This window comes from Herbidospora galbida (genome assembly GCF_005233835.1).
Taxonomy (GTDB): Bacteria; Actinomycetota; Actinomycetes; order Streptosporangiales; family Streptosporangiaceae; genus Herbidospora; species Herbidospora galbida.
Genome location: NZ_SZQA01000027.1, coordinates 1 through 19,693 on the forward strand (window position 1 = coordinate 1; position 19,693 = coordinate 19,693).

18 protein-coding genes are annotated in these 19,693 nt (G+C 69.6%); 9 read left to right on the forward strand and 9 right to left on the reverse strand.

The window, feature by feature from the left end; translation table 11 throughout:
• The first annotated feature begins 165 nt into the window (after positions 1–165).
• The 6 genes from FDA94_RS25100 to FDA94_RS25125 all read left to right on the forward strand — a co-directional run bounded on the left by FDA94_RS25100 (position 166) and on the right by FDA94_RS25125 (position 7,189).
• Positions 166–798 carry a hypothetical protein gene (locus tag FDA94_RS25100; RefSeq protein WP_246060144.1) on the forward strand — a complete coding sequence of 211 codons (633 nt, stop codon included), beginning with the start codon at positions 166–168 and terminating at the stop codon, positions 796–798.
• Positions 795–1,871, forward strand: a complete 1,077-nt coding sequence (locus FDA94_RS25105; protein WP_246060145.1) for a C40 family peptidase — start codon at positions 795–797, stop codon at positions 1,869–1,871. The genes FDA94_RS25100 and FDA94_RS25105 overlap by 4 nt, the downstream gene beginning before the upstream one ends.
• A gap of 6 nt (positions 1,872–1,877) precedes the next feature.
• Positions 1,878–2,270, forward strand: a complete 393-nt coding sequence (locus FDA94_RS25110; RefSeq protein WP_137249543.1) for a (deoxy)nucleoside triphosphate pyrophosphohydrolase — start codon at positions 1,878–1,880, stop codon at positions 2,268–2,270.
• Between the two features lie 72 nt (positions 2,271–2,342).
• The gene (locus tag FDA94_RS25115; protein WP_137249544.1) at positions 2,343–3,875 is read left to right on the forward strand and encodes a hypothetical protein; all 1,533 of its coding nucleotides are present in this window, start codon (positions 2,343–2,345) and stop codon (positions 3,873–3,875) included.
• 105 nt (positions 3,876–3,980) lie between these two features.
• Positions 3,981–4,943, forward strand: a complete 963-nt coding sequence (locus FDA94_RS25120; protein WP_137249545.1) for a hypothetical protein — start codon at positions 3,981–3,983, stop codon at positions 4,941–4,943.
• Positions 4,944–5,167: 224 nt separating this feature from the next.
• Positions 5,168–7,189 (forward strand): glycosyl hydrolase family 28-related protein, encoded by a 2,022-nt coding sequence (locus tag FDA94_RS25125; protein WP_137249546.1) that lies wholly within the window; start codon positions 5,168–5,170, stop codon positions 7,187–7,189.
• Between the two features lie 210 nt (positions 7,190–7,399).
• Here FDA94_RS25125 and FDA94_RS25130 read toward each other — a convergent pair whose 3' ends face one another.
• The 7 genes from FDA94_RS25130 to FDA94_RS25160 form a co-directional block, all read right to left on the reverse strand.
• Positions 7,400–8,146, reverse strand: a complete 747-nt coding sequence (locus FDA94_RS25130) for a succinate dehydrogenase/fumarate reductase iron-sulfur subunit (RefSeq protein WP_062339010.1) — start codon at positions 8,144–8,146, stop codon at positions 7,400–7,402.
• Entirely contained in the window at positions 8,143–10,044 is a 1,902-nt protein-coding gene (locus FDA94_RS25135; protein ID WP_137249547.1) for a fumarate reductase/succinate dehydrogenase flavoprotein subunit, read from the reverse strand. The genes FDA94_RS25130 and FDA94_RS25135 overlap by 4 nt, the downstream gene beginning before the upstream one ends.
• 3 nt (positions 10,045–10,047) lie before the next feature.
• A complete protein-coding gene (locus FDA94_RS25140) occupies positions 10,048–10,833 on the reverse strand; it encodes a hypothetical protein (protein ID WP_137249548.1) in 786 nt (261 codons plus the stop codon).
• A gap of 166 nt (positions 10,834–10,999) precedes the next feature.
• Entirely contained in the window at positions 11,000–11,452 is a 453-nt protein-coding gene (locus FDA94_RS25145; protein WP_137249549.1) for a response regulator, read from the reverse strand.
• The gene (locus FDA94_RS25150) at positions 11,445–13,004 is read right to left on the reverse strand and encodes a sensor histidine kinase (RefSeq protein ID WP_137249550.1); all 1,560 of its coding nucleotides are present in this window, start codon (positions 13,002–13,004) and stop codon (positions 11,445–11,447) included. The genes FDA94_RS25145 and FDA94_RS25150 overlap by 8 nt, the downstream gene beginning before the upstream one ends.
• Before the next feature lies 1 nt (position 13,005).
• Positions 13,006–14,160 (reverse strand): PP2C family protein-serine/threonine phosphatase, encoded by a 1,155-nt coding sequence (locus FDA94_RS25155; protein WP_137249551.1) that lies wholly within the window; start codon positions 14,158–14,160, stop codon positions 13,006–13,008.
• A 48-nt stretch (positions 14,161–14,208) separates the two neighbouring features.
• Positions 14,209–15,141, reverse strand: coding sequence for a LysR family transcriptional regulator (locus FDA94_RS25160; RefSeq protein WP_137249552.1), 933 nt, complete (start codon positions 15,139–15,141; stop codon positions 14,209–14,211).
• Positions 15,142–15,294: 153 nt separating this feature from the next.
• Between FDA94_RS25160 and FDA94_RS25165 the strand changes: the two genes are divergently transcribed.
• Genes FDA94_RS25165 through FDA94_RS25175 form a run of 3 tightly spaced genes read left to right on the forward strand, consistent with a single transcriptional unit; the run spans position 15,295 to position 18,697 of the window.
• Positions 15,295–16,032 (forward strand): succinate dehydrogenase cytochrome b subunit, encoded by a 738-nt coding sequence (locus FDA94_RS25165; RefSeq protein ID WP_342778523.1) that lies wholly within the window; start codon positions 15,295–15,297, stop codon positions 16,030–16,032.
• A complete protein-coding gene (locus FDA94_RS25170) occupies positions 16,029–17,954 on the forward strand; it encodes a fumarate reductase/succinate dehydrogenase flavoprotein subunit (RefSeq protein WP_137249553.1) in 1,926 nt (641 codons plus the stop codon). The genes FDA94_RS25165 and FDA94_RS25170 overlap by 4 nt, the downstream gene beginning before the upstream one ends.
• Positions 17,951–18,697: a succinate dehydrogenase/fumarate reductase iron-sulfur subunit gene (locus tag FDA94_RS25175; RefSeq protein WP_137249554.1), complete on the forward strand. Its 747-nt coding sequence runs from the start codon at positions 17,951–17,953 to the stop codon at positions 18,695–18,697. The genes FDA94_RS25170 and FDA94_RS25175 overlap by 4 nt, the downstream gene beginning before the upstream one ends.
• A 65-nt stretch (positions 18,698–18,762) precedes the next feature.
• Here FDA94_RS25175 and FDA94_RS41375 read toward each other — a convergent pair whose 3' ends face one another.
• Positions 18,763–19,344 carry a Clp protease N-terminal domain-containing protein gene (locus FDA94_RS41375; protein WP_137249555.1) on the reverse strand — a complete coding sequence of 194 codons (582 nt, stop codon included), beginning with the start codon at positions 19,342–19,344 and terminating at the stop codon, positions 18,763–18,765.
• Between the two features lie 2 nt (positions 19,345–19,346).
• Positions 19,347–19,580, reverse strand: coding sequence for a hypothetical protein (locus FDA94_RS25185; RefSeq protein WP_030451855.1), 234 nt, complete (start codon positions 19,578–19,580; stop codon positions 19,347–19,349).
• Positions 19,581–19,693 lie beyond the last annotated feature (113 nt).

The window sequence follows — 19,693 nt, forward strand, 5'->3', positions numbered from 1 at the left end:
AGAGCCGGCGCGGCCGGCCGATCGGCCCGCCCGCTCCTCCGACGCGCCGCCGCTGTGGCTGCCGGGCCGCTCCGACAGCGGTCGCGGCGGCGGGGGCGGCGGTAGCGGCAGTGGTGGTGACAGCGCCGCGCCGTTCTGGCTGCGGCCCCGCGACAAGGACTGATCATGAACGACGGCCGGAGGAAGGGCCTGTTCGTCGCCGCCGTCGTCGTACTGGCCGCGCTCGGGATCTATTTAACGACCCTGGACGACGGCGGCGGCGAGGTCGGGACGGCAGGCCCCGTTGGGCCGGAATCCACGCGCACGGTCACCGCTCCGCCGGTGGCCGTGCCGAGCCAGGTGGCGACCACGCCGTCGGCCGAGTTCGACGTCTACTCCTACCTGCCGCTGTCGCGTGACCAGCTCGGCGCGGCGGCCGACCTGGCCCGGCGGTTCACCGCCGCCTACGGCACCTACAGCTACGACGACCCGGTGGGCCGGGCTGGCCGGCTCAAGGCGTTCACCACGGTCGAGTTCGGCGACGACCTGACCCGTACGGTCACCTCCCCGGCCGCCGTCGAGCACGACTCGGCCGACCAGATCGTGTCGAAGGGGTCGGCGCGGCTGAAGTCGATCCGCGACATGTCGGCCAACTCGGTCGTCGTGGTCGTCGAGGGCACCGCCGAGATCACCGCGGTGAGCGGGGCCAGGAACCAGGTGGAGGACTACGCGGTCACCGTCGTCCAGGCCGGCGCCGACTGGCGGGTCTACGACCTGCAGCTGGCCGGCAGCGGCCAGGACGGGGACGTCACCCCGTGACCACGACCCGGCTCGCGAAGTGGAAGTGGCTGGCCGGGCTGCTGGCGGTCGTGGTCCCCCTGACCATGTTCGGCGCGATCGTGCTGATGACGCCGCTGCCCAACATCATGATGGGCGGCGGCTCGGCGGCCTGCGAGGTCGACACCTCCGACCTGTCGGAGACCGCGCAGGAGGACATCCCGCCGGAGATGCTGGAGCTCTACAAGCGGCACGGCGAGACCGTCGGCGTGCAGTGGAACGTGCTGGCCGCCGTCGGCAAACGCGAGACCGACCACGGCCGGTCCGAACTGCCGGGCGTGCAGAGCGGCACCAACTACGCGGGCGCGGCCGGGCCGATGCAGTTCCTCATCAGCACGTGGGGCGGCAAGGCGCGGATCCCGATCCCGTCGGAGTTCAACGGCTACGCCTCCGACGGCGACGACGACGGCGTCGCCGACGTCTACAACCCCGCCGACGCGATCCTGGGCGCGGCCAAGATGCTCAAACGCAACGGCGCCCCCGACGACCTGCGCAAGGCCCTGTTCGTCTACAACCGCGCCAACTGGTACGTCGACCAGGTGCTGGAGATCGCCGCCAAGTACGCCCAGTCGGGCTCGGTCGACGTGCCGCCCGAGGCCAACCCGGCCTGCGAGGTCGCCTACGACGCGCCCAACGCGGTGGTCGACCGGATCCTCGACTACGCCCTCGCGCAGCGCGGCAAGCCCTATGTCTGGGGCGGCACCGGGCCCGACGGCTACGACTGCTCGGGGATCATCTACATGGCGTACCGGAACGCGGGGTTGAACATCCCCCGCACCACGTTCGGGCAGTGGCCGTTCGGGGTGCGCATCGACGCCGGCGAAGAGCAGGCCGGCGATCTGGTGTTCTTCAACTCCGGCCCCGGGACCTCGGCCGACAACCCCGGCCACGTGGGGATGGTCGTCTCGCCGGGCAAGATGGTCGAGGCGCGCTGCACGCTCTGCGGCCCCATCAAGGTGACCACCTACCGCGACCGCGGCGCCATCGTCGGCTTCACGCGGCCGCTGCAGAATCCCGATGTGCTGGAGCAGCTCAAGCGTCAGGCCCTAACCTAGGCAGGCATGACACAGGTCGTCGTAGGGGCCGCGATCATCGCGGACGGCCGTCTGCTGAGCGCTCAGCGGGCCGAACCGCCGGAACTTCGCGGCGGATGGGAGTTTCCCGGCGGGAAGGTCGACCCGGGAGAGAGCGACCTCGACGCGCTCATACGCGAGTGCGAGGAGGAGCTCGGGGTCACGGTCGAACCGGGCAAGAAGGTGGGCGGCGACTGGCCGCTCAGCAACGGCTACGTGCTGCGGATCTGGCTGTCGACCATCGTGTGCGGGCGTACGCCGGAGGCGCGCGAACACCTGGCCCTGCGGTGGCTCGAGCCGTTCGAGTTCGAATCGGTGCCGTGGTTGCCCGCCGATCTCCCCATCGTCCGGGAGGTCCAAGATCTCCTCAAGGAGGGTTGAGTCGCCCCTCTCCGGCCATAACGATTACTGAGTGTAATCGGGGAGGGGATTCTGGTGGTCGCAGGACGTGTGGTGTCCCTAGTCGGGGCCGGAATCCTGGCGCTGTCGGCCGCACCGGCCATGGCCTCGGAGGATCCCGGCCGGTGGATGAGAACCGGCGACGTCTGGCGGTTCCGCCTGGCGCTCCCCTGTGATCACGCGGCGTGCTCGGGGCCAGATGAGGCGACCGCGCCGGGCTGGCGCTGCCCCGTCCAGACGAGTCCCGACCAGCCCGACCAGCCCGCCCAGACGATGACGGGCCCGGGGCTGTTCGTCGAGGCGCCGGCCGCGATGCGCCTGAACCTCGACACGGCCGAGCTGGCCCGCCGGGTGGCCGTCGTGTGCGCCCGCCTCAGCTCGCTGCCGCCCGGGAAGCTGAGCGCGCTCGCGGCGACGGGCGAGCTGGCCGACGGCGTGACCCAGTCGGCCGAGTCGGCCTCGGTGGCCGACGCGGAGGCCCGCGCCCTCGCCGGCCAGTTCGCCGAGGAGGCCGCCCGGGTGACCTCCCACGCCCCGGCGCAGGCGGGCGACTCCCAGGGCCACCCGCTGGTGTACGCCGCCGACAGCCAGGTCGTGCAGCAGATGGCCGAAGCGCAGGACCACAGCATGGTCGCGCCGCCGATGCAGCCCTTCGATAGCCAGGCCCAGCCGCCGGTCTACGCTCCGGCCGACCCCTCGACCCAGGAGATCATGTCGCGGCCCCGGACCCGGCACGCCGAGGGCCGGAACCGCCCGAGGGTCCGGGGGGCCGAGGAGCAGGGCCGCCCGAGGGCGCGTGGCGAGAAGCAACGCCGGCCCCGGGTGCACAAGGGCGAAATGCGAGACCGGCCCCGGATCACCGAGGCCGAGATGCCGAACTGGCCCGAGCTCCAGGGCGGGCCGGAGCAGGGCCCGCCGCAGGGCCCGCCGCAGGGCCCGCCGCAGCTTCCCGGTGGGGGAGAGCAGGGAGGGCCCAAGGGTCCCCAGCTCGTCGAGCCCATGGCTCAGCCGCAGGCCATGCCCGGCATCCCGGTGCCCGAGATGCCGGCCAATGTCAACCCTGGTCAGAGCCCGCTCGTCGACGGTGCGCCCGGCAAGCAACCGGATCTGCCCCCGGCGCCTCAGCCCGGCCAGGAGCCCCAGGTCGCCCCTGGTCAGATGGCGATCGGGGAGCCCGCCGGTCCGGGCGGGAACATGCCGCAGGGACCGCAGGGGGTGCCGCACCCGATGCCGAACGCGGCCCCCGCGCCCATGCCGGGCGAGCTGATGCAGGAGCCGTTGTCAGGAGCGTTGTCGAATCTGCCGCCGCTCCCGCAGTTGCCGCCGGGCGCGCCGCTGCCGCCCGGGATGGTCGAGGGCGGCACGCCGCCCGAGCTGCTGATGCCGATGGCGACGCCCACGCCGAGCGGTCCGCCGCTGACCCGGTCGCTGAACAACACACAGGCGATCGCGCAGGAGGATTCGGGTCTGGACCTCGTCAAGGGCTGGCCGGGCGTGGTGGCCGCGATCGCGGCCCTGATCGCCGTGCTGGCGCTGCAGATGCGGCTCGGACGGCGCAAGGTCGTTTCCGACCCGCAACCAAAGTGAGGTTTGCCGTTACTTTGCCGGACTAGTATTTGTTTGACGTACGGAGTCAGGCAAAAGCGGCGGAGGAACCCGGTGGTCGGTCGAGCACCCAGGAGAGCCGCGGCGGTGCTGGCCGCGGTGGTCGGTTCGCTCGGCGTGGCCGTGATGGTGGCGGCCGGCGCGAGCGCCGCCAACCCGGTCGATCCATGTGACGTGAACCAGTCCTGCGACACGGTGACCACGACGGTCACCATGACGCCGTCGCCGACCCCGTCGGAGGCCGTGGTCACCGTCACCCAGACGGTCACCCCGTCGCCGACGAAGAAGCCGACGACCCCTCAGGCGCAGCCGACGCAGGACGAGGAACCGACGCAGGAGCAGCCGATCCCGACGGTGACGCAGGAGCAGCCGGTCGCGCCGCCCACGAACGACGTCGCGCCGCCGCCCGCCGAGACGGTGCCGAGCGAGCCGGCCGAGTCGGAGCCCGGCGTCAGCCTGGCCCCGGCCGAACCGCCCGCCGGCACCCAGCCGTCCCAGGGCATGAACGAGCCGGTGCCCGAGACGGCCCAGGTGGAGATCCGCAACGCGACGCCCTACTTCGACGAGGTCACGCTCAGCCGCAAGCTGGCCGTCCCGGCCGCCGTGCTGGTGCTGCTGGCGCTGCTCGCCTGGCTGATCTTCGAGGGCCGGCTGCGCCGCCTGGCCCACGCGGCGGCGGTCCGCAAGGCGGGCCCGCAGCTGCCGCCGAACATGGCGATGATGCCCTACCCGGGCTACCCGATGCAGCCCTACGGCCCGCAGGCCTACGCGCACCCCTACGGCCCGCAGCCGTACGCGCAGCCCTATCCGCAGCAGCCGCCGCAGCAGGTCGTGAACTACGTCCCGGTGCCCTACCCGATGCCGTTCCCGACCCCGGCCGCCCCGCCGGCGCAGGACTACACGCAGCCCTACGTCTACCAGCAGCAGCCGCCGACGCCTCCGCCGGCACCCACGCCGCCGTCGCCGACCTATGCCAAGGGTTACGTCCTCGAAAGCTCCAACCATCCGCCCGACGACGACGAGACGCAGCAGGGCCGCCGCCCCTACTGATCAGACCCTGTGACAGCCCTCCTGACCGGAGGGCTGTTTCTTTTTGTGCACATGACGTCCGACCTGGTCGTGCGTTGCGTTCGCGCGCAACACGCGACTTCAAAGCGCGCAAGAAAGCGAGAGCGTTACGAAACTATTTCGCAGGACTCTTGTGGAGCGGGGCACGGGCGACCTACTGTCACCTCACCCTCAGGTGTTCACCCCCCGACAGAAACGAGCACGAGATGTCACGAAGAGTGGCGTTGGCGGCGGTCACGGCCACCGCCGTGGGCTTGGGCCTGGTGGTGGCCGGCCCGGCGGCGGCTCATCAGACGGCTCATCAGACGGCGACCCCGACCGCGGTGACGCGGGCCGCACTTGACCCGTCGCTGGTGGCGGGCCGCGGCGCGAACGTCCCGTTCGTCGAGCAGGAGGCCGAGAACGCGGCCACCAACGGCGTCGTGATCGGCCCCGACAGGAACGCGTACACGCTCCCGGCCGAGGCCTCGGGCCGCAAGGCGGTCAAGCTGGCCCCCGGGCAGTGGGTGGAGTTCACCCTGCCGAAGGCCGCCAACGCCGTCACCGTTCGCTACAGCGTCCCCGACGCCCCGAACGGCGGCGGCATCACCGCTCCGCTGAACCTGACCGTCAACGGCGGCAACAAGAAGACCCTGACGCTGACCAGCCAGTTCGCGTGGCTCTACAACCAGTATCCGTTCACCAACGACCCGAACGCCGGGCTGCTGCACCCCGACTGGTGGATCACCGAGTGCCAGTGCGTGCCGGCCGCGACGAGCCCCACGCCCGAGATCACCAAGCCGTTCCGGCCGATGCACTTCTACGACGAGCAGCGGCTCCTGCTCGGCAAGACGTACAAGGCCGGTGACAAGGTCCGGCTGACCGCCCCGGCGAACACCAACGCCGCCTGGACGGTCATCGACCTGCTCGACTCCGAGGTCGTCGGCGCCCCCCACGTGCGGGTGCTGGCCGCCAACGTGCTGCTGTTCGGCGCCGACCCGACCGGCCGCAAGGACTCGGCCCCGGCCATCGAGAAGGCCATCGCGTTCGCCAAGCGGAGCAACCTGAAGGTCTACATCCCGCCGGGCACCTACCAGGTCAACCGGCACATCATCGTCGACGACGTGACGATCGAGGGCGCCGGGTCCTGGTACACGATCATCAAGGGCAAGGAGGTCGCGCTGCCGACCCCGGCCCCCGACGGCTCGGTGCACACCGGCGTCGGCTTCTACGGCAAGGACGCCGCCGACGGCGGCAGCCGCAACGTGCACCTGTCGGGCTTCACCATCGAGGGCGACGTACGGGAACGGATCGACACCGACCAGGTCAACGGCATCGGCGGCGCGATGAGCGACTCGACGATCAAGGGCCTGTACATCCGGCACACCAAGGTCGGGCTCTGGTTCGACGGCCCGATGGACAACATCAAGGTGACCGACAACATCATCGTCGACCAGATCGCCGACGCCCTGAACTTCCACGGCGGCGTGACCAACTCGGTGGTGGCCAACAACTTCATCCGCAACACGGGTGACGACGGCCTGGCCATGTGGTCGGAGAAGAACCCCAACGTCGGCAACGTCTTCGACCGCAACACCGTGCAGACCCCGACGCTCGCCAACGGCATCGCGATCTACGGCGGCAAGGACAACGTCGTCTCGAACAACCTGGTGGCCGACCCGCTGCGTGAGGGCTCCGGCCTGCACGCCGGGTCCCGCTTCGGCGCCGAGCCCTTCACCGGCACCCTGAAGTTCACCGACAACACCACGGTCCGGGCCGGCACCTTCGACCTGAACTGGCGGCTGGGCCTCGGCTCGATCTGGTTCTACGCGCTCGACCGCTCGATCGAGAACGACATCCAGGTCACCGGCGACCACTACCTCGACAGCACCTACAACGCGATCATGATGGTGAGCGAGTGGGGCGTGAAGGACCTCTACTCGATCACCGGCGTGAAGTTCAAGAACGTCAGAATCGACGGCACCGGCACGTCGGTCCTGAGCGCCCGCGTCAAGGGCGGCGCGTCGTTCGAGAACGTCGACGCCCGCAACGTCGGGGCCGTCGGCATCAACAACTGCGGCTCGTTCAACTTCCCGCCGACCGGCTCGGAGTTCTCCGTGACCGACCTCGGCGGCAACGACGGCGGCGGCACCACCGGCCCGTGGGCCGGCGCCTGGCAGCTGCCCAACACCATCACGTGCGACGACCGCCCGCCGGTCGTGGCGCCCCCGGCCCCGTCCCCCTGGTAGTCCCCTGAGCGAAGGCCGGCCCTGCTCCCGGGCCGGTCTTCCTTCTTTGCTCCGTTACGGCTCCGCCCACCCCGGCCCCGACCGCCGTCTCCGCCGCCCGCCGCATCCGGCGCCGGCCCCCGCTCCCGACCCGGCCGCGACGAGAACCGTCCGGCGGGAAGAACGAGAAAGCCGGCCTGGAGAACCAGGCCGGCCTTTTCACGGGTGGGGTCAGCGGCGGAAGATCTTGTTGCCGAGCCACACCAGCGGGTCGTACTTCCGGTCGACCACGCGCTCCTTCATCGGGATCAGCGCGTTGTCGGTGATCTTGATGTGCTCGGGGCACACCTCCGTACAGCACTTGGTGATGTTGCAGTAGCCCAGGCCGTGGTCCTCCTGCGCGGAGTCCTTGCGGTCGGCCACGTCGTAGGGGTGCATGTCGAGCTCGGCGATCCGCATGAGGAAACGCGGCCCCGCGAAGTGGGTCTTGTTCTCCTCGTGGTCACGGATCACGTGGCAGACGTTGTTGCACATGAAGCACTCGATGCACTTGCGGAACTCCTGCGAGCGCTCCACGTCGATCTGCTGCATGCGGTATTCGCCCGGCTTCACGTCCTTCGGCGGCGTGAACGACGGGATCTCGCGGGCCTTCTGGTAGTTGTACGACACGTCGGTGACCAGGTCTTTGATGACCGGGAAGGTGCGCATCGGGGTGACCGTGATGGTCTCGTCCTCGGTGAAGGTCGACATGCGGGTCATGCAGCCCAGGCGCGGCTTGCCGTTGATCTCCATCGAGCACGAGCCGCACTTGCCGGCCTTGCAGTTCCAGCGCACCGCGAGGTCGGGCGCCTGGGTGGCCTGCAGCCGGTGGATGACGTCGAGGACGACCTCGCCCTCGTTGACCTCGACCGTGAAGTCCTCCAGGCGGCCTTCTCCGCCTTCGCCGCGCCAGACGCGGAACTTGCCCTTGTAACTCATGACAACTCCTTGGCCGCGGCGTCGTACTCCGCGAGTTCATCCTCGGTGAGGTACTTCGAGAGCTCGGCCCGGTCGAACAGGGTGATCAGGTCGCCGCGCATGGACACCTGGGTCTTCTCGACGACCTGGACGTCGGAGCCGTCGGGCTTGGCCGAGCAGACCAGCAGCTTGCGGCGCCACTCCGGCTCCATCGCCGGGTAGTCGTCGCGGGTGTGGCCGCCCCGGCTCTCCTGCCGCAGCAGCGCGGCCTTGGCGACGCACTCGCTGACCAGCAGCATGTTGCGCAGGTCGATGGCGAGGTGCCAGCCGGGGTTGTAGATCTTGCCGCCGGGGGCGGTCGTGTTGGTCGCGCGCTCCTTGAGCTTCTCGACCACCTGCAGGGCCTCGGCGACCTCGTTCTCCTTGCGGATGATGCCGACCAGGTCGTTCATCGTGCGCTGGAGCTCGTGGTGGACCTCGTAGGGGTTCTCGCCGCCCTGGCGCTCCAGCGGGGCCAGCGCCTCGGCGTGGGCCTCCTCGACGCCGGTCACCTGCGGGCGCTTGGCGCCCAGCGAGTCGACGTACGCCGCCGCGCCCGCGCCCGCCCGGCGGCCGAAGACCAGCAGGTCGGACAGGGAGTTGCCGCCCAGGCGGTTGGAGCCGTGCATGCCGCCCGACACCTCGCCGGCCGCGAACAGGCCGGGCACCGAGGCCGCGCCGGTGTCGGCGTCGACCTCGACGCCACCCATGACGTAGTGGCAGGTCGGGCCGACCTGCATCGGCTCGGCGGTGATGTCGACGTCGGCCAGCTCCTTGAACTGGTGGTGCATCGACGGCAGCCGCTTGATGATCTCGGCGGCCGGGAGCCGCGAGGACACGTCCAGGAAGACCCCGCCCTGGGGTGAGCCACGGCCGGCCTTGACCTCGGCGTTGATCGCGCGGGCGACCTCGTCACGCGGCAGCAGCTCCGGAGGGCGGCGGTTGTTGGCCTGGTCGGTGTACCAGCGGTCGCCCTCCTCCTCGGTGGTGGCGTACTTGTCCTTGAAGACGTCCGGGATGTAGTCGAACATGAACCGGCGGCCCTCGGAGTTCGTCAGCACGCCGCCGTCGCCGCGGACCGACTCGGTCACCAGGATGCCCCGGACCGACGGCGGCCAGACCATGCCGGTCGGGTGGAACTGGATGAACTCCATGTTGATCAGGTTCGCGCCCGCGAGCAGGGCCAGCGCGTGGCCGTCGCCCGTGTACTCCCAGGAGTTCGAGGTGACCACGAACGACTTGCCGATGCCGCCGGTGGCCAGGACCACGGCCGGGGCGTCGAAGACGATGAACTTGCCGGTCTCGCGCCAGTAGGCGAAGGCGCCGGAGATCGCGTCGCCGTCCTTCAGAAGACGGGTGACGGTGCACTCGGCGAAGACCTTGATGTAGGCCTCGTAGTCGCCGTGGACCTCGAAGTCCTCCTGCTGCAGGGCCACCACGCGCTGCTGGAGGGTGCGGATCATCTCCAGGCCGGTGCGGTCGCCGACGTGGGCCAGGCGCGGGTATTCGTGCCCGCCGAAGTTGCGCTGGCTGATCTTGCCGTCTTTGGTGCGGTCGAACAGCGCGCCCCACGCCTCCAGCTCCCAGACCCGGTCGGGAGCCTCCTTCGCGTGCAGCTCGGCCATCCGCCAGTTGTTCAGGAACTTGCCGCCCCGCATGGTGTCGCGGAAGTGGACCATCCAGTTGTCGTCGGAGTTGACGTTGCCCATCGCCGCCGCCGCGCCGCCCTCGGCCATGACGGTGTGCGCCTTGCCGAACAGCGACTTGCAGATGATCGCGGTGCGCTTGCCCTGCTGACGTGCCTCGATCGCCGCCCGGAGGCCGGCTCCGCCGGCTCCGATGACGACGACGTCGTATTCGTGACGTTCCACGGTGAACAGTCCTTACGCGAACGGGAAGGTGATGACGCCCTTGGCCACCATGCGGACGTAGAAGTCGGCGATCATCACCGAGAACAGCGACGCCCACGCCAGCTGCATGTGCTTGGCGTTGAGCTTGGAGACGAAGGTCCAGGCCCGGTAGCGCAGCGGGTGCTTGGAGAAGTGGTTCAGCCGCCCGGCGGTGATGTGCCGGCACGAGTGGCACGACAGCGTGTACAGCACGATCAGGGCCGCGTTGATGAGCAGGATCCAGGTGCCCAGCCCCGCCGGCTTGTGGATCAGTGCGAGGATCGCGTCATAGCTCAGGATGGCGCCGATCAGGATCGCACCGTAGAAGAAGTAGCGGTGGACGTTCTGGATGACCAGCGGGAGGCGGGTCTCGCCGGTGTACTTCTTGTGCGGCTCACCGACGGCGCAGGCGGGCGGGCTCAGCCAGAACGACCGGTAGTACGACTTCCGATAGTAGTAACACGTGAACCGGAAGCCGGCCGGCAGGCCGAGGATGATCAGGCCGGGCGGCAACGCGAACCAGTCGCCGATCGGGGCCCAGCCGAACAGCCGGGCGCCCTCCGGGCACGCCGTCGTCAGACACGGCGACGAGAAGGGCGCGATATAGGGCTCGACGAAGTAACTCTTGTCGAAGATCGCCCAGAAACCGTAGATCAAGAAGAAGGTGAGACCGGCGAACGTGAGCGCCGGGGCGAGCCACCATCGGTCGGTGCGGAGCGTACGCACCTTGAGCTGAGCGCGTTGTTTTCTGGCCGGGCTCTCGGCCGTCTGCTGGGTCATCGGAGACCTTCCACCGGAACTGACCGCGTGACGCCGTGTTGGGCGGCTCGCGCCGAACCGCCGCGTCGCCACGCCGTATTGGTGGGGGCTACGTTACGACCATGTCATAGATACGTGTGAGGAGGGTCACTGACTTCTGGCCTGTGATTCCTGTCACGTTTCTTGATCATGACCCCCTGTGGGAATTGCCCGGGAGCTTCACGACAGTCACGAAGAAATCATCGATCTGTCGTACTACCCGGATGAACTGGTCGAAATCCACCGGCTTGGAGACGTACGCGTTGGCGTGCAGCTTGTAGCTCCGCACGATGTCCTCCTCGGCCTCCGACGTGGTCAGCACCACCACGGGGATCGAGCGCAGCTCCGGGTCGGCCTTGATCTCCTCCAGCACCTCCCGGCCGTCCTTACGCGGCAGGTTGAGGTCGAGCAGGATCAGGTCGGGACGGGGTGAACCGTCGTATTCGTCCTCGTGGCGGAGGAACCGCAACGCCTGCTCGCCGTCGTTGACGATGTGCAGCTTGTTGCGGACCTTGTTCAGTTCGAAGGCCTCCTGTGTGAGCAGCACGTCACCCGGGTCGTCTTCGACCAGCAGGACGTCGATCCAGCGCAGCTCATTCATCAGTGGCCTCCAGAGTCCAGCGGAACGTGGTGCCCTTGTGATCGGGGCTCTCTTCGAGCCAGATCCGGCCACCGTGATATTCGACGATCTTCCGGCACAGCGCCAGCCCGATGCCGGTGCCGGGATAGACGTCCCGGGGGTGCAGGCGCTGGAAGATCAGGAAGATGCGGTCGGCGTACTTCGCGTCCACACCGATGCCGTTGTCGGAACAGGCGAACTCCCACATTCCGTCTTTACGCTCGGCGGTGACGACGATCTTCGGGGGCTCTTCGGACCGGAACTTGATCGCGTTGCCGATCAGGTTCTGGAAGAGCTGGGTGAGCAGCAGCTTGTTGCCGCTGACCACCGGCAGGTCGTCGTGGACGACCGTGGCGCCGGTGTCCTCGATGCGGGCGCCCAGGTTGTCGAGCGCGGTCTGCAGCGCCTCGGTCGTCGAGGTGGGCACCCGGTCGCCGGTGACCCGGCCGACCCGGCTGAAGTCGAGCAGGTCGTTGATCAGCAGCTGCATGCGCTTGGCGCCGTCGACGGCGAACTTGATGTACTGCTTGGCCCGGTCGTCGAGCTGGTCGCCGTAGCGCTGTTCGAGCATCTGGCTGAAGCTGGAGACCTTGCGCAGGGGCTCCTGGAGGTCGTGGCTGGCGACGTAGGCGAACTGCTCCAGCTCGCTGTTCGAGCGCTTGAGCTCGGCGGCCTGGTCGGCCAGGGCCTGCTGCGCCCGCTGGGTCTCCCGCCACTCGCGCAGCACCCGGCGGCGCATCGCGTCGACGTGGCCCGACAGTTCGGCCATCTCGGCCGGGCGGGTCACGTTGAGCCGGGTGTCGAAGTCGCCCGCGGCGACCTGGCGTACCTGGGCCTGGAGGGCCGCGACGGGCCGTAGGACGACGTAGCGGACCAGGAGCGTGAAGGCGATCGCGGCCAGCAGCAGGACGGCGGCGAGGGTGGCGAGCGCGCCGTAGAAGACGTCCCAGCCCCGCTCCAGGCGGCTCGCGGCGTCGCCGTGGAGGAGGGTCAGGTGGCTCTGCTGGGCGGCCAGGGCGGCGCGGACGGCGCCGAACGCCTCGGTGTTCACCGGCGCCAGGTTGGAGGCCGTGTCCTTGCCGGTCTCGGGCACCTGCCGGACGATCTCCTGGGCGTAGACCCTTCGCCAGTTGTCGGTCGCGGCGAACAGGCGGTCGGCCTCGTCCCGCAGCTCGGGCACACGCGGCAGCAGGGCCTCGATCTTGGCTTTGGCGGTCGCCGACGCCTTCTCGGCGATGTCGTAGTCCTGCAGGTAGAAGGCCTCGTTGGTGCGGCCGTAGCCGCGCATGGTGCTCTCTTCGTTGGAGATCGACGTCGACATCTCCAGGGTGTGGAGCACGAGCGGGTCGATCACCTCGATGAGCGTCGCCCGGGCCTCGCGGGTGTCGTTCATCGTCTTGAGGGTGAACGCGATCGACGCCGCGAACAGCAACGTCACGATCGCGCCGACCAGGAGGAACCAGCGGCCCGCGGGGAGCCTGCCCAGCCCGCGCGGCGGCTTGGGCGGGGCGAGCGGACTGAGGGTCCTGCTCATGTCACCTCCGGGAGAGCGCGACGGCCGCGAGATCGTCGGTCAGCGCGTCGGCGTGCATGGTCTTGACCTCTTCGATCAACTGGTCGAGGAAGATACCGCCCTGCTCGCGGACCAAACGGATCAGCCCCTCGGTGCCCAGCAGGTCGCGGCCGTCGCCCACGGTGGCCTCGATGAGCCCGTCGGTGTAGAAGAGGAGCGACCAGGGCCCGCCCAGGGTGATGTCGACCGGAATCCACTCCATGTCGGGGAAGATCCCGAGCGGTGGACCCGACGGGATCTCGGTGACCACCTCGACGTCGTCACCGAGGATAACCACGGGCGGCGGGTGCCCGACCACGTAGAGCCGGGCCGAGTCGAGGCCGGGGGCGATCGTCGCGGTGACGAGCGTGGTGAAGATCTCCGGTGAGCCGCGCTCCAGCCGCAGCACCGAGTCCATCGTCCGGAGCACCCCGTTGCCGTCGAGCCCGGCCAGGGTGAGGGTCCGCCACGCGATGCGCAGGGCCGCGCCCAGCGCGGCCTCGTCGGGCCCGTGCCCGCAGACGTCGCCGACCAGGACGTGGATCGCCCCGTTGCCGGTCTGGATGGTGTCCCAGAAGTCGCCCGCGAGCAGCCCCGCCTCGCGGCCGGGCAGGTAGGTCGACTGGTGGACCAGGGCGTCGGTGTGCAGGATCGGCGTCGGCAGCAGCCCGTGTTCGAGCCGGGCGGTCTCCTCGCGGATCAGGCGCTGGGCCACCAGCTCGCGTTCGGCGATGTCGCCGCGCTTGCGCTCCATGGCGTAGCGGATCGCGCGGGCCAGCAGCTTGCCGTCGACGTCCTGCTTGATCAGGTAGTCTTCGGCGCCGGCCGCGACCGCGTCGATGGCGATCTGCACGTCGTTGAGGCCAGTCAGCACGACCACGGCCGTGTCGGGCGCCATGGCGGTCACCTGGCGGACGGCGTCGAGACCCATCGCGTCGGGCAGCGACAGGTCGACCAGGACACAGCTCACTTCGGCGGTGAACCGGTCGCGTCCCTCGGCGAGGCTGCGGGCCCAGATGATCTTCGGCGGCTTCTGCGCCTCGGCCAGCAGCTCCTCGACAAGGAAAGCGTCCTCGGCGTCGTCCTCGATCAGGAGGAGGGTGACGAGGTCGGGCAGACCATGGGAGAGAGCGGGCACGAAGGCCTCTTTCCAGAGGAGGGCACCCCAAATAGTAGCGACAGGCTACTAGTGCTGGGGGAGCGCTTCGACGCCTTCTGGGAGGGTGCCCTCGCGGGTCGCTTCGTCGAGGAAGCCCAGCAGAACGGCCCTGAAAGCCTGTGCCGCACGGGTCGGCTCAACATCCTTGCGGTGCGCCAGCGCAACGGTTCTGCGCAGCCCCGGCAGCAGGGGGGCGCCGACCAGGCCGGGCCGTCCGTCGAGCACCATCGAGGGCACCACGGCCACGCCGAGTCCGGCTTCGACGAAGCGGAGGACGGCGTCCATCTCGCCGCCCTCCACGGCGAACCGGGGTTCGAACCCCGCCTGCCGGCACGCGTTCAGGGTGGCCTCGCGCAGGTCGTACCCGCGCCGGAACATCACCAGCGGACGGCGCCGCAGCTCGTCGATGCGCACATGGGACCGGCGGGGGGCGGCCAGATGGGCGGGGGTGGCCACGACGAGGTGCTCCCGGAGGATCTCCTCGGTGACCAGCGACGGGTCGTCGCTCTGCAGCGGCAGGATGATCAGCGACAGGTCGAGCTGCCCCCGGGCCAGCGCCCGCACGAGGTCGCGCGAGCCGCCCTCCTCGACCTGGATCTCCACCCCCGGATAGTCGTGGTGGAACCGGGCGAGCGCGTCGGCCAGCAGCCCCGCGCACAGCGACGGCGTGGCCCCGAGCCTGACCCGGCCGCGCCGCAGCCCGGCGAGTTCGGCGACCTCGCGCCGGGCCGTCTCGGCGTCGGCCAGCATGCGCCGCGCCAGCGGCAGCAGGGCCTCCCCGGCGGGGGTGAGCGTGACGTTGCCGCGCGCCCGGCTGAACAGGGGCGCGCCGAGGTCGGTCTCCAGGGTCTTGATCTGCTTGCTCAACGACGGCTGGGCCACCCGCATCCGCTCGGCCGCGTGGGTGAAGTGACGCGTCTCCGCCACCGCCACGAAGTAGGCGAGCTGCTGCAACTGCACAGTTCATCACCTTACGGCTGTGACTTTCGTCGCATGCGATCACCCTGGCCGGAAGGGCTTCCGCGCCAGGCCAGAGCACATAGCCACCGGCTATCGAAACGAGAACCTCGATGACTTGGACGTCGATTGTGCAGGTACTTAGCGTCCTGTTACGTGACTGCCACTATCGACCGGGGCAAGGCCACCGAACCGGTCACCCAGATACCCACCAGGCCCCGGCGATCCCGGCGCCGGGTCTCGTCGAACTCTCTCAAGGCCGTCATGGCCGTGTCGGGCGCGGTCCTGGTCTTCTTCCTGGTCGCCCACATGGCCGGCAACCTGAAGATCTTCGCCGGCGCCGAGTCGTTCAACGGCTACGCCGCCTGGCTGCGCGAGGTCGGCTACCCGCTGCTGCCGCACCGGGGCCTGCTGACCCTTCTCGAGGCGGGCCTGGTCGTCGCGATCGCGGCCCACATGTACTCGGCGATCGTGCTGGCCCGCCGGGCGGCGCACGCCCGCCCGGTCAAGTACGCCGCCCGCGTGAAATCCCGCGCCAACGGCTACGCGACCCGCACCATGCGCTGGGGCGGCGTGATCATCTTCTTCTTCGTGATCTACCACCTGCTCGACATGACCTTCGGCGTGGCCAACCCCGAGGGCCACGAGGCCACCCCGTTCGCCCGGATGGTGGCCGGGTTCGAGCCGGCCCGGTGGTACATCACGGTGTTCTACGTGATCTCGGTGGTCATGGTGGGCCTGCACCTGCGGCACGGCCTGTGGAGCGCCCTGCAGACCCTCGGCCTGGCCCGGCGCTACCCGGTTCTCACATTGAGCGCGGCGGCGCTGAGCGGCCTGCTGACGATCGGCTTCCTGGTCGTCCCGCTGGCGATCACGTTCGGAGTGGTGAAATGAACTACCAGCTCGGTGAGCCGATCAAGGACACCAAGGCGCCCGAGGGCCCGATCGAAGACCGCTGGGAGAAGCGCAAGTTCTCGGCGCGGCTGGTCAACCCGGCCAACAAGCGCAAGATCAACGTCATTGTGGTCGGCACCGGCCTCGCGGGCGGCTCTGCCGCCGCGACCCTGGGCGAGCTCGGCTACAAGGTCAAGTCGTTCTGCTACCAGGACTCGCCCCGCCGGGCCCACTCGATCGCCGCGCAGGGCGGCATCAACGCGGCCAAGAACTACCGGGGCGACGGCGACTCGATCTACCGCCTCTTCTACGACACCGTGAAGGGCGGCGACTTCCGCGCCCGGGAGTCGAACGTCTACCGCCTCGCCCAGGTGTCGGTGAACATCATCGACCAGGCCGTGGCCCAGGGCGTGCCCTTCGCCCGCGAGTACGGCGGCCTCCTCGACACCCGCTCCTTCGGCGGCGCCCAGGTGTCGCGCACCTTCTACGCGCGCGGCCAGACGGGCCAGCAGCTGCTCCTCGGCGCCTACTCGGCGCTGGAGCGGCAGATCGCGGCCGGGACCGTCGAGATGCACACCCGCCACGAGATGCTCGAACTGATCGTCAGCGACGGCCGGGCGCGCGGCGTCGTGGTGCGCGACATGGTCACCGGCGAGGTCGAGACCCACCTGGCCGACGCGGTCGTGCTGGCCACCGGCGGCTACGGCAACGTGTTCTTCCTGTCGACCAACGCCAAGGGCTGCAACACCACGGCGATCTGGCGGGCCCACCAGAAGGGGGCCGTGTTCGCCAACCCCTGCTACACCCAGATCCACCCGACCTGCATCCCGGTCTCCGGCGAATACCAGTCGAAGCTGACCCTGATGTCGGAGTCGCTGCGCAACGACGGCCGCGTGTGGGTGCCCGTGAAGGGCGGCGACACCCGTCCGGCGGCGGAGATCCCCGAGGACGAGCGCGACTACTACCTGGAGCGCATCTACCCGGCGTTCGGCAACCTGGTGCCGCGTGACATCGCCTCCCGCGCCGCCAAGAACGTCTGCGACGAGGGCCGCGGCGTCGGGCCGGGCGGCCTGGGCGTCTATCTCGACTTCGCCGACGCGATCGCCCGTCTCGGCCGGGACGCCGTGGAGAAGAAGTACGGCAACCTCTTCGAGATGTACGAGCGCATCACCGGCGAGGACCCGTACACCCAGCCGATGCGCATCTACCCGGCCGTCCACTACACGATGGGCGGGCTCTGGGTCGACTACGACCTCCAGTCGTCCATCCCGGGCCTGTTCGTGATCGGCGAGGCCAACTTCTCCGACCACGGCGCCAACCGCCTCGGCGCGAGCGCGCTGATGCAGGGCCTGGCCGACGGCTACTTCGTGCTGCCGACGACCATCGGCGACTACCTGGCCGACGCGCACAAGTTCGACGCCATCGACGACCAGCAGGTCGCGGAGGCCGAGATCGCGGTGAAGAACCGGATCGAGAAGCTGCTGTCGGTGAACGGCACCCGCACCGCCGACTCCTTCCACCGCGAGCTCGGCAAGCTCATGTGGGACTACTGCGGCATGGAGCGGACCGAGGAGGGCCTGCGCAAGGCCCTGGAGCGGATCCCCGAGCTGCGCGCGGAGTTCTGGCGCGACGTCAAGGTCAGCGGCGTCAACGAGGAGCTCAACCAGGCCCTCGAACGCGCCGGCCGGGTGGCCGACTTCTTCGACCTGGCCGAGCTCATGTGCCTGGACGCCCTGCACCGCACCGAGTCGTGCGGCGGCCACTTCCGGGCCGAGTCGCAGGACGCCGACGGCGAGGCCCTCCGCGACGACGAGCACTTCGCCTACGTCGCGGCCTGGGAGTCCACCCCCGACGGCCCGGTCCTGCACAAGGAAGACCTCGAGTACGAGTACGTGAAGATGACCCAGCGGAGCTACAAGTGAACCTCACCCTGAAGGTCTGGCGGCAGAGCGGCCCCGACGACGACGGGAGGCTGGTCCGCTACCAGATCGAGGACGTCTCCCCGGACATGTCGTTCCTGGAGATGCTCGACGTGCTCAACGAGCGGCTCATCCTGGCGGGCGACGACCCGATCGCCTTCGACCACGACTGCCGCGAGGGCATCTGCGGCATGTGCTCGATGATGATCGACGGCGTCGCGCACGGCCCGCAGAAGAACACCACCACGTGCCAGCTGCACATGCGCCACTACAACGACGGCGACACCATCGTCATCGAGCCCTGGCGGGCCCGCCCGTTCCCGGTGGTGAAGGACCTGGTCGTCGACCGGTCGGCGTTCGACCGCATCATCCAGGCGGGCGGCTTCATCTCCGTCCCGGCCGGATCGGCGCCAGACGCCCACGCCACCCCGGTGCCGAAGCTCGACGCCGACTCGGCGTTCGACGCGGCGACCTGCATCGGGTGCGGCGCGTGCGTGGCGGCCTGCCCGAACGGCTCGGCCTCGCTGTTCACCGCCGCCAAGATCACCCACCTGGGCCTGCTCCCGCAGGGTCAGCCCGAGCGCGGCTCCCGGGCCCGCGCCATGGTCGAGCAGATGGACGAGGAGGGCTTCGGCGGCTGCACCAACACCGGCGAATGCACCGCGGTATGCCCTAAGGGCATTCCTCTCGACACGATCGCTCGCATGAACGCCGACTACCTGAGAGCATCCCGCAAGTCTGGGTAGGGACAGGGACGCTCGATCCCCCGCCAAGGTCCAAATGGCCGGTCTTGGCGGGGGATCGTGCTTTTTCAGCGCCGGCCGCTGGCCGGAGAGCCGAGTTCCTCGACGAGCGCCTCGCGGACCCGCGCCGGGGAGATGCCGGCCTCGACGATGATCTGCATGGCCAGGCCCTCGCCCTCGCGGAGCACACCCAGCAGGACGTGCCCGTCGGTGATGGCCTTGTGCTTGAGCGCGATGGCCTCGCGCAGCGACAGCTCCAGCGTCTTCTTCGCGCGCGGGCCGAAGGGGATGTGCTTTCCGCTGCGCAGGTGGCCCCGGTGGTCGCGGACCGGTTCGCGGTCGAGGGCGCCGGGCCCGAAGGCCTCCTCGACCTTCTCCCTGATGGCGTCGAGGTCGATGCCGATGGTGCTGAGCAGTTCGGCGTCGAGGTCGGGCCCGCGCCCGCCGGGCTGGTTGAGGATGTCGCGCAGCCGGGCCTCGGCGCCTCCGTGGTCGAGGCCCGTGAGGACGCGGGCGGCCAGCGACTCCGGGTCCCGGAGCATGCCCAGCAGGAGGTGTTCGGTGCCGATGCGCGGATGGTTCAGGCGCCGGGCCTCCACCTGGGCGGCGGAGACGACCCGGCGGGCGTCGTCGGTGAATCGTTCGAACATCGTCAGTCTCCCCGTCTGAGCAGGCCGCGCCCGCCCGCGTACTTCTTGTGGACGGCCTGTCTGGTGACGTCGAGGTGGACGGCGATGTCCTGCCACGACCAACCCTGCTCACGGGCGTTCTCGACCTGGAGGGCCTCCAGGCGGTCGACGAGGATCCGTAGCGCCCTCACGGCCCGCAGACCGATCGAGGGATCACGGCTGCTCGCGTCGGAGGCGAGCTGCGCTGTCTCGTTCATGGTGTCAATGTAGGTTGACGTCACCCTTCATGTCAACCCGCGTTGACGTAAATGGCTGGACGGCCGTTCAGCGAGGTTGCCACGCTGGAAGGATGCGCGCTCTTCCGGCCGGC

Bases quoted from the DNA above. Each gene is read 5' to 3' on its own strand.
- FDA94_RS25100 (WP_246060144.1), top strand. From the start codon at position 166: ATGAACGACGGCCGGAGGAAGGGCCTGTTCGTCGCCGCCGTCGTCGTA.
- FDA94_RS25145 (WP_137249549.1), bottom strand. From the start codon at position 11,452: ATGAATGAGCTGCGCTGGATCGACGTCCTGCTGGTCGAAGACGACCCG.
- FDA94_RS25150 (WP_137249550.1), bottom strand. From the start codon at position 13,004: ATGAGCAGGACCCTCAGTCCGCTCGCCCCGCCCAAGCCGCCGCGCGGG.
- FDA94_RS25125 (WP_137249546.1), top strand. From the start codon at position 5,168: ATGTCACGAAGAGTGGCGTTGGCGGCGGTCACGGCCACCGCCGTGGGC.
- FDA94_RS25170 (WP_137249553.1), top strand. From the start codon at position 16,029: ATGAACTACCAGCTCGGTGAGCCGATCAAGGACACCAAGGCGCCCGAG.
- FDA94_RS41375 (WP_137249555.1), bottom strand. From the start codon at position 19,344: ATGTTCGAACGATTCACCGACGACGCCCGCCGGGTCGTCTCCGCCGCC.
- FDA94_RS25110 (WP_137249543.1), top strand. From the start codon at position 1,878: ATGACACAGGTCGTCGTAGGGGCCGCGATCATCGCGGACGGCCGTCTG.
- FDA94_RS25130 (WP_062339010.1), bottom strand. From the start codon at position 8,146: ATGAGTTACAAGGGCAAGTTCCGCGTCTGGCGCGGCGAAGGCGGAGAA.
- FDA94_RS25140 (WP_137249548.1), bottom strand. From the start codon at position 10,833: ATGACCCAGCAGACGGCCGAGAGCCCGGCCAGAAAACAACGCGCTCAG.
- FDA94_RS25185 (WP_030451855.1), bottom strand. From the start codon at position 19,580: ATGAACGAGACAGCGCAGCTCGCCTCCGACGCGAGCAGCCGTGATCCC.